The organism is Marinitenerispora sediminis, assembly GCF_003336425.1.
Classification (GTDB): Bacteria; Actinomycetota; Actinomycetes; order Streptosporangiales; family Streptosporangiaceae; genus Marinitenerispora; species Marinitenerispora sediminis.
In genome coordinates this window covers 1-9,172 of sequence record NZ_QEIO01000180.1, presented here as the reverse complement: position 1 = coordinate 9,172, position 9,172 = coordinate 1, and the positions used below count along the sequence as shown (strand labels likewise).

Sequence of the window (9,172 nt, the reverse complement as noted above, 5' to 3'; positions counted from 1 at the left end):
TTCTCGTGCCAGGTGGGGATCGCCCGGGCCAGCCACTGCGCGGCCGCGAAGAGCACCGGGCCCAGGGCGCGCAGGCGCCGGTTGTATTCGGACTGGCCGGGCAGGCGTGGGAAGAGGTGGCCGATCCGGGAGGGGGCCGTGCGCAGCCACCGGCGCTCGGAATCGCAGCCCAGGAGTACTTGGGCCACGGCCACGCAGACCAGCTCGGCGTCGGTGAGCAGGCGGGGGGGTCCGCGCCGCCGGGGTTGTTCGCGTGGTGGCAGGACGTGGTCGTCGGGATGGACGTAGAGTGCGGTGAGAAGGGCGTCCAGGTTTGTCTTCACACACTGATCGTGGGCGCCCTTCGCCATGCCCGCAGCCGTTCCGGCGAACTCCCATCAACTGTCTAGGCGGCGTACTCCTTCGGCAGCACCTCTCCAAGCGGCTGACGGTTCGATCACGGGACCGACCCCGGCTCGCCGTGGCCCCTGATGGGGGCCGCAGCGCGCTCGGTCCGGGCGTGCCGAGCATGGCCCGCTACGCGGGCGGCGCCACCGGCCTCCCCATCGTCATCCCGCTCGTGGCGGCGGTGGTGCCGCGCCCGTCCCCCCGGAACGCACACCGCGCCGCCGGCGGCTGCCGCGCTGCCGCTCGCCGGGGCCGCCGTGGCGGGACGGCCGTCCGACCGGGGACCCGCCCCCGCCTGACCGCGCCGCCGAGCCGGCCGGGGGTGCGGAGGCGGTGCCCGCCTCCGCACCCCCGCACAGGATCAGCCCGTGTTCTGCAGGCCGGCCGCCACGCCGTTGACCGAGAGCAGCAGCAGCTGCTCCAGGTGCTCGTGGTCCCCCTCCGAAAGGTGCTCGGACTCGGTGCGCAGTGCCTCCAGCGCTCGGAGCTGGAGGTGGGACAGCGCGTCCACGTAGGGGTTGCGCAGGTCGACGGCCCTCGACAGCACCGTGCGGTTCTCCAGGAGCCGCCGGTGCCGGGTGACGCGCAGCACCAGGTCGCGGGTGCGGTCGTACTCGGCGAGCACGCGCTCGGTCAGCTCCGGCCGGTCGCCCAGGGCCAGGTAGCGCCCGGCGATGGTCCGGTCGGTCTTGGCCAGGCTCATCTCCGCGTTGTCCAGCAGCGACGCGAACAGCGGCCACTCCTGGTAGGCGGCGTGCAGCTCGTCGAGGTCGGACACCGCGGCGAGGCCGCTGCCCAGGCCGTACCAGCCCGGCAGGTTGACGCGGGTCTGGGTCCAGGCGAACACCCACGGGATCGCGCGCAGGTCCGCCAGGCCGCGGGCCGCCGAGCGGCGGGACGGCCGGGAGCCGAGCCGCAGGTCGCCCAGTTCCTCCAGCGGGCTCACCCGGGAGAACCACTCGGCGAAGCCGTCGGTGTCGATCAGCGCGCGGTAGGCGGTGTGGGCGGCCTCGGCGATGCGGTCGGCCGTGCCGCGGAACCGCTCCGCCGCCGCGGCCGCGTGGTCCTGCACCGCCGGAGTCGAGGCCATGAGGACGGCGTGCCCGACCTGCTCGACGTGGCGCCGCGCGATGGCGCGCTGGCCGTACCGGGCGAAGATGACCTCGCCCTGCTCCGTCACCTTGAACCGCCCGGCGACCGATCCGGGCGCCTGGGCGAGCACCGCCCGGTTGGCCGGTCCGCCACCGCGCCCCAGCGCGCCGCCGCGCCCGTGGAAGAGGGTGAGCCGCACGTCGTGGCGCTGCGCCCAGTCGGCGAGCTGGGCTTGGGCATCGTAGAGCCGCAGGGTCGCGCTTACCGGCCCGACGTCCTTGGCGGAGTCGCTGTAGCCGAGCATGACCTCCAGGCGCCCCCCGGTCGCGGCCAGCCGGTGCTGGATCTCGGGTAGCTCCAGCATGCCGTCCAGCACGCGCGGGGAGGCCTCCAGGTCGGCGCCGGTCTCGAAGAGCGGCACAACGTCGAGCACCGGCGCGCGGCCGGTCGGCAGGGCGCGGCGGGCGAGTTCGTAGACGTTGGCGACGTCCTCGGCGGACTGGGTGAAGCTCACGACGTAGCGGCGGCAGGCGTCCACACCGAAGCGCTCCTGGATCCAGGCGACGACCCGGAGGGTCGCGAGCACCTCGGCGGTCTGCTCCGACGGCTCCTCGCCGGCGCGCAGCTCGGCCAGCGCGCGGGCGTGCACCCCGCTGTGCTGCCGGATCTCCAGTTCGGCGAGGTGGAACCCGAACGTCTCCGCCTGCCAGATGAGGTGCTGCAGTTCGCCGTACGCCTGCCGGACGGCCCCCGCGGCGGCCAGCGACTCCTGGACGACCCGCAGGTCGGCCAGCAGCGCCTCGGGGCCGGGGTAGGCGAGGTCGGCGTTGCGCTCGCGGGTGGCGCGCAGCCGCTCGGCCGCGTAGAGCAGCAGCTGGCGGTGCGGCTCGTCCGGCGAGCGCTTCGCGATCCGGCCGAGCACCCGCGGGTACCCGGCGCGCGCCGTGGCCAGGGTGTCGAGCAGGTCGCCGGAGGCGGGGGTCAGCTCGGCCGCCACCGTCAGCGTGCGGCCGATCCGGCCGCAGACGTTCTCCAGGGCCCGCAGCACGTGCTCGGACTGGATGGCGATCGCCTCGCGGGTGACCTCGTGGGTGACGAACGGGTTGCCGTCGCGGTCGCCGCCGATCCAGCTCCCGTAGCGGACGAACGGCTTGGCGCGCGAGGGACGCAGCCCGACCCCCTCCGGGTCCACGGCGGTGTCCAGCGTGCGGTAGACCTCCGGGACCACCCGGAAGATCGTCTCGTCGAAGGCCGCCATGGCGGTGCGCACCTCGTCGAGCGGGTCCAGCCGGGTGGACCGCAGCTGCGAAGTGCGCCACAGCAGGTCGATCTCCTCCAGCAGCCGGCGGTGCGCCTCGGCCTCCTCCGAGCTTCCCGGGTGCGCGCCGCGCAGCCGCTCCAGCTGCGCGCTCACCCGCTGGATCGAGGTGGAGACCGCCCGCCGCCGCGCCTCGGTCGGGTGCGCGGTGAGGACGGGGTGGAACTCCATGCCGGCCACGAGTTCCCGCAGCCGGTCCTCGCCGAGCTCGGCCCGGATGTCCCGGACGGCGGCGGCGAGCGACTCGCGCGGCGGGTTGTCGGCGTCGTCGCGCTCGCGCAGCGCCCGCATGCGGTGGTGCTCCTCCGCGAGGTTCACCAGGTGGAAGTAGACGGTGAAGGCCCGCGCCACCTCCTTGGCGCGTTCCAGCGGCCACGAGGCCACCAGCCGGGTGATCTCCTCACCCGGGACGGCGGCCCCGTCCCGCGCGCCGATGACGGCGTGCCTCAGCCGCTCGACGTCGGCCAACAGGTCCTCGCCGCCGCTCTCCGCCAGGATGGTGCCGAGCATCCCGCCCAACAGGCGGACATCGCTCCGCAACTGGTCGGGCATCTCCTGCCGCGCGCTGTCGCGTTCCGCACTTACCGCTGTCATGCTGATCACGATAGCGAGATTGGTTCAGACCATTCCAGGGCGGGGCGCCCTGTGGGCGAACGTCCCGAGATGTTCACCCTGCGGCCGCCGGAGCCGGTGAGGCGGGCATCCGACGCCCTCAGCACCGCGAGCCGGAGCGGCGCGGCGCTCCGGCTCGCTGAGGGCGCCCCCAGCGGGGGCGGGTCCGCGGCGGCGCTACCCGCCCCTCCCGCGTCCGCCTCTCAGGTAGGACATGAGGCTCGTGGGCCGCTGGCTCTCCTGTGCCGCGCGCGCAGACCGCAGAACCTTTCCCTGTTTCTTGAGCGCACGGTCGTTGGCCCTCGCGGCCTTCTTCTCCTGCCTCATCTCCTCCACCGCCTGCCGGTGCCGCTCCCGGCCCTGCTTGCGTCCGGCCTTCGCGTTGATGATCGCACTGGGAAGGTCCGTCTTCCCGTCCAAGCTGAGATTCGGGCGGGGATCGAACTCCTGGTTCTCCTCTTTCGCCATGCTCCTCGCTTCCTCGTTCGCCACGGCACCCGCGCCTGGCCCCGTATCAGGCCGGCCGAGTCGTCGCCCGATGGTAAAAGCCCGGATAGCCGCTTCGAAAGCCCGGCGGTCGGCGGTTCCCGCGCACCCGGCGCCGGTGCGTCACGGCGTCCGGCCGTGGTCCCGGGTCCCCGGCCGGCCCGGCGACGATCCCTGGTGCTTCCCCTGGTGCTCCGCGAACCGCACGCCCACCGGGTTCGCACCCGCGCTCCCCGTGAACCGGAACGCCGTCACCCCGCCGGGCGCCCCACCCGTTCCACGATCTCCGGGAGCCGCCGGGCGCCGATCCGCGCCGCCAGGTGGATGCCCGCCCACGCGCCCAGCGCGCCGTAGCCGGCGCCCGCCGCCAGTACCGCCGGAGCGGCGCCCGGGCCCAGCAGGTGGACGGCGGCGTGGACGGGGGCCACGCACACGTTGACGGTGAGCAGGGCCGCCATCACCGTCAGCGACACCACCAGCCCCTGCCCGGCCCCGGGGCCGGCGAACGGATTGTGCGGGCGCTCCGGCAGCGGGTAGGGCAGCAGCACGCTGAGCAGCGCCCCCGCGCCGAGCGCGACCCCGAACGCCGCGCAGCCCGGCGCGGCGGCGAGCGCGGTGCCCGCGAGCCCGGCGTCGTCCGGCTGGACGACGAGCGTGCACAGCGCGGCGAACGCGGCCAGCATCGGCACCGCCGGCACCGTGGCGGCGAGCAGCGCGCCGGCCAGCTCGGCCCGCAGGTCCCGGGCGCCGCCGGTTGCCATCGCGGTGCTCCACAGCGCCGCGCCCTGCAGGCCGAAGTAGTTGGCGGAGGAGCTCAGCGCCGCGATACCGCCCGCGAGCACCATGAGCGTCCCGGCCGCGCCCGGCCCGGCGGCCGCCGCCGGGACCACCGCGACCAGCATCAGCAGGCAGCCGAGCAGCAGCGCCAGCGTGGCCACGTTGGCCTTGCGCCGCGGCTCCCGCCAGGTGTAGCGCAGCTCCCGTCCGAGGACCGCGGCGGTCCGGGCCGGCATCCCGCGCGGGCCGAACCCCCGGCGGCCCCTCCGGCGGGCGGCGGGGTGGCCGCTCGCCGGCGCTGGCGCCACCAGGGCGGCGGCCAGCACGCGGCGCCAGCACCAGGCGAGCACCGCGACCACCACCGCCACCCCGGCCAGCCGGGCGGCCGCCGCGAGGTGGTTCCCCGCCCCGGCGTCACCCACCGCCTGCGCCGCCATGCCCGGCGGGGTCCAGCGCAGCCAGCCGGCGAGGGCGGCGAGCTGCGCGGCCGACCGGTCGGGGTCGAACGTGACCAGCCACCGCTGCCCCGCCGCGACCAGCAGCACGAGCACCGCCATCCCCGCGCTCACCACCTCCGCCGGCCGCCGGGCCAGCAGGGGCAGCAGGACCAGTGGCAGGATCCGGCCCAGCAGCAGGCAGGTCAGCACGGTGAGCGCCACGGCGGCCACGGCGACCGGGACCGCTCCCGCACTCCGCGGCAGGCCCACCACGCTGCCGCTCAGCGCCACGGTGGCCGCGATGGGCGCCACCCCCGTCCCCGCCGCGGCGAGCAGCCCGGCCGCCGCCTGCCCGGGACGCAGCGGCAGCAGCGCGAACCGCGCCGGGTCCAGGGTCTCGTCCGAGCGGAACGCGAAGACCGGCACCAGCGCCCAGGTCAGCGTGAAGACGGCGAACGCGACGACCCCGAGGTCGGTCGCCGCGTCCCCCAGTCCGCGCAGCAGCGCGAACCCGGTGAAGCCGAGCGCCGCGGCGGCCACACCGGTCGCGGCGCCCACCACGAACGCCAGCGTCCGCACGACATCGCCGCGCAGCCCGCCGGCGATGAGGCTGATCTTCAGCCGGACCAGCGTCCAAGCCACGCCAGCCCACCGTCCTCCCCTGCCGTCCGCCGCCCCACGAGCGCGAGGAACGCCTCGTGCAGGGAGCGGCCGCCCCGGATCTCCGCCACGGGACCGGCGGCCACCACCCGACCCTGGTCAAGGACCGCGATCCGGTCGCACAGCCGCTCCACCAGCTCCATGACGTGGCTGGAGAACAGCACGGTCGCCCCGGAGCGGGTGTAGCGCTCCAGTACGGCCCGGATGGTGCCGGCCGAGACGGGGTCGACGCCCTCGAACGGCTCGTCGAGGAACAGCACGGCCGGATTGTGCAGCAGCGCCGCGGCGAGTCCGATCTTCTTGCGCATGCCGGTGGAGTAGTCCACGACGAGCCGGTCGGCCGCCGCGTCGAGGTCGAGCACCGCCAGCAGCTCGTCGGCCCGCGCGGCGACCACGCCGGCCGGCATCCCGCGCAGCCGTCCCGTGTAGCGCAGCAGCTCCCGCCCGGACAGCCGCTCGAACAGCCGCAAGCCCTCCGGCAGCGCTCCCATACGCGCCTTGGCGGCCACCGGATCCCGCCACACGTCGTCGCCGAGCAGCGTCACGCTGCCGGCGGTGGGCCGCAGCAGCCCGGTGATCATCGAGAGCGTCGTCGTCTTCCCCGCACCGTTCGGCCCGACCAGCCCGAAGAAGCTCCCGGCGGGCACCGCGAGATCCACCCCGGCCACCGCGGTCCGCTCGCCGAACCTCCGCACGAGCCCGCGGGTCTGAACGGCGAATTCGCTCATGGCGGGAACGCTACCGAACCGGGGTCGCCGCCGCCGGTTTCTCCGGCCTCCGCCCGCGCACGTGTTGCCGCCGCGGAGCGTCGCCGCCGCGGAGGACGCGCCGCCGGCGCGGGCCGCGAATCACCGGCGGCAGGGCCGGCACGCGGTTCGTACTCCCGGGCACGCCCACCAGTGCGCAGCGGTGCGCACGGCCGCATCCGCCCGCCGACTGCCGCACCTGACCAGCGCCGACGGCCTGTGCCCATCCCCACATACCATCCGGTAACCCCCGGCCGCCAGAGTGGCCTAGCCATTACCCGCACTACGCTGGTCTTTCATGGCGACCGAAGCCCCTGAACCGCTGCCCCCGGCGGAGATCGACATCCACACCACCGCGGGCAAGCTCGCCGACCTGCAGCGCCGCCGCTACGAGGCCGTGCACGCCGGGTCCGAGCGAGCCATCGAGAAGCAGCACGCCAAAGGCAAGATGACCGCGCGCGAGCGCATCGACGCCCTGCTCGACCCCGGGTCGTTCGTCGAGTTCGACGCGCTGGCGCGGCACCGGTCGACCCAGTTCGGGTTGCAGCGGAACCGCCCCTACAGCGACGGCGTGGTGACCGGCTACGGCACCGTGGACGGCCGGCCGGTCGCGGTCTTCAGCCAGGACGTCACCGTCTTCGGCGGCTCGCTCGGCGAGGTGTACGGCGAGAAGATCGTCAAGGTCCTCGACCACGCGCTGAAGACCGGCTGCCCGGTCATCGGCATCAACGAGGGCGGCGGCGCGCGGATCCAGGAGGGCGTCGTGGCGCTCGGCCTGTACGCCGAGATCTTCAAGCGCAACGTGCACGCGTCCGGTGTCATCCCGCAGATCTCGCTGATCATGGGCGCGGCGGCCGGCGGGCACGTGTACTCCCCCGCGCTCACCGACTTCATCGTGATGGTCGACCAGACGTCGCAGATGTTCATCACCGGCCCCGACGTGATCAAGACCGTCACGGGCGAGGACGTCTCCATGGAGGACCTGGGCGGCGCCCGGGCGCACAACACCCGGTCCGGTGTCGCGCACTACATGGGCACCGACGAGCAGGACGCCCTCGACTACGTCCGGACGCTGCTGTCCTACCTGCCCTCCAACAACCTGGAGGACCCGCCGGCCTACGACGACGCCGAGGCCGAGCCGGAGATCACCGATGCTGACCTGGAGCTCGACACGTTCGTGCCGGACTCCGCCAACCAGCCCTACGACATGCACCGGGTGATCGAGCACGTCTTGGACGACGGCGAGTTCCTGGAGGTGCACGCCCAGTTCGCGCCGAACATCGTGGTCGGGTACGGCCGGGTGGAGGGCCGCGCGGTCGGCGTCGTCGCCAACCAGCCCATGAGCTTCGCGGGCTGCCTGGACATCCACGCCTCCGAGAAGGCCGCCCGGTTCGTCCGCACCTGCGACGCCTTCAACATCCCGGTCCTCACGTTCGTGGACGTGCCCGGCTTCCTGCCCGGCACCGACCAGGAGTGGAACGGCATCATCCGGCGCGGCGCCAAGCTCATCTACGCCTACGCCGAGGCCACCGTCCCGCTGATCACCGTGATCACGCGCAAGGCGTTCGGCGGTGCCTACGACGTCATGGGCTCCAAGCACCTCGGCGCCGACATCAACCTGGCGTGGCCCACCGCGCAGATCGCGGTCATGGGCGCCCAGGGCGCGGTCAACATCCTGCACCGGCGCGCGCTGGCCGCGGCCGACGACGTCGAGGCCGAGCGCGGCCGGCTGATCCAGGAGTACGAGGACCACCTGCTCAACCCGTACGCCGCCGCGGAGCGCGGCTACGTCGACGGCGTGATCCTCCCGTCGGAGACCCGGACGGCGGTCGCCAAGGCGCTGCGCTCGCTGCGCACCAAGCGCGCCCAGCTGCCGCCCAAGAAGCACGGGAACATCCCGCTGTGAGCGGGCACGAGTCCCGGCCCGGCGCGCACCTGCGGGTGGTGCGCGGCGACCCGACGCCGGAGGAGGTCGCCGCCCTGGTCGCGGTGCTGACGGCCCGCGCCCGTGCGGCCCGGGCCGCGCGGGAGGCCGCCGCGGCGCCGCGGCGCTCGGCCTGGCGCGACCCGTCCCGGCTGCTCCGCGCCCCGCTGCGCCCTGGCCCGGACGCCTGGCGGACCAGCCTCCGCTGAGCCGCCGTACGGGGGGCCGCGGCCTCCCGCCCGCGGCCCCGGGCGGAGCGCCGGCCCGGCCGGCCCCGTCCCAGCGGCCCCGTCCCAGCGGCCGCGTCCGAGCAGAGCGCGAACGCCGGACGAGCCGCCGTCCCACCCCCTCTCCCTAGACTTTCAGCATCAGGCGTGAGCACCAGCCCGACGCCGTTCCAGGAGGAAATTCGACCGTGCGTAAAGTTCTGATCGCCAACCGGGGCGAGATCGCGGTGCGGATCGCGCGTGCCTGCCGGGACGCCGGCCTGGCCAGCGTCGCCGTCTACGCCGAGCCCGACCTGGACGCGCTGCACGTCAAGCTCGCCGACGAGGCGCACGCGCTGGGCGGCCAGACCCCCGCCGGCTCCTACCTCGACGTCGCGAAGGTGCTGAAGGCCGCGGCCGACTCTGCAGCGGATGCCGTCCACCCCGGATACGGCTTCCTCGCCGAGAACGCCGACTTCGCCCAAGCCGTCATCGACGCCGGCCTCACCTGGATCGGCCCCCCACCC

General features: G+C 74.7%; 7 protein-coding genes and 1 pseudogene. 3 read left to right on the top strand and 5 right to left on the bottom strand.

The genetic code is table 11. The features are described 5' to 3' along the window. The 5 genes and pseudogenes from DEF28_RS23670 to DEF28_RS23650 all read right to left on the bottom strand — a co-directional run. Positions 1–323: pseudogene (locus tag DEF28_RS23670) on the bottom strand (hypothetical protein); the annotation flags it as partial. A 425-nt stretch (positions 324–748) separates the two neighbouring features. Then, positions 749–3,349, bottom strand: a complete 2,601-nt coding sequence (locus tag DEF28_RS23665; RefSeq protein ID WP_258862668.1) for a phosphoenolpyruvate carboxylase — start codon at positions 3,347–3,349, stop codon at positions 749–751. A gap of 237 nt (positions 3,350–3,586) precedes the next feature. Then, positions 3,587–3,901 (bottom strand): hypothetical protein, encoded by a 315-nt coding sequence (locus tag DEF28_RS23660; RefSeq protein ID WP_147280241.1) that lies wholly within the window; start codon positions 3,899–3,901, stop codon positions 3,587–3,589. Positions 3,902–4,146: 245 nt separating this feature from the next. Next, on the bottom strand, positions 4,147–5,751 hold the full coding sequence (locus tag DEF28_RS23655; RefSeq protein ID WP_114400268.1) for a hypothetical protein: 1,605 nt from the start codon (positions 5,749–5,751) through the stop codon (positions 4,147–4,149). Next, entirely contained in the window at positions 5,727–6,497 is a 771-nt protein-coding gene (locus DEF28_RS23650; protein WP_114400267.1) for an ABC transporter ATP-binding protein, read from the bottom strand. Before DEF28_RS23650 ends, DEF28_RS23655 begins: the two co-directional genes overlap by 25 nt. Positions 6,498–6,813: 316 nt before the next feature. Between DEF28_RS23650 and DEF28_RS23645 the strand changes: the two genes are divergently transcribed. The 3 genes from DEF28_RS23645 to DEF28_RS23635 form a co-directional block, all read left to right on the top strand. Further along, complete coding sequence (locus tag DEF28_RS23645; RefSeq protein WP_114400266.1) at positions 6,814–8,421, top strand: acyl-CoA carboxylase subunit beta; 1,608 nt, start codon at positions 6,814–6,816, stop codon at positions 8,419–8,421. Next, complete coding sequence (locus DEF28_RS23640; protein ID WP_114400265.1) at positions 8,418–8,648, top strand: acyl-CoA carboxylase subunit epsilon; 231 nt, start codon at positions 8,418–8,420, stop codon at positions 8,646–8,648. The genes DEF28_RS23645 and DEF28_RS23640 overlap by 4 nt, the downstream gene beginning before the upstream one ends. Before the next feature lie 206 nt (positions 8,649–8,854). Beyond that, on the top strand, positions 8,855–9,172 hold a 318-nt coding region (locus DEF28_RS23635), incomplete at its 3' end, for a biotin carboxylase N-terminal domain-containing protein (protein ID WP_309485851.1).

Excerpts from the sequence above, each read along its gene's own strand:
- DEF28_RS23665 (WP_258862668.1), bottom strand. The coding sequence starts at position 3,349 with ATGCCCGACCAGTTGCGGAGCGATGTCCGCCTGTTGGGCGGGATGCTC.
- DEF28_RS23650 (WP_114400267.1), bottom strand. The coding sequence starts at position 6,497 with ATGAGCGAATTCGCCGTTCAGACCCGCGGGCTCGTGCGGAGGTTCGGC.
- DEF28_RS23645 (WP_114400266.1), top strand. The coding sequence starts at position 6,814 with ATGGCGACCGAAGCCCCTGAACCGCTGCCCCCGGCGGAGATCGACATC.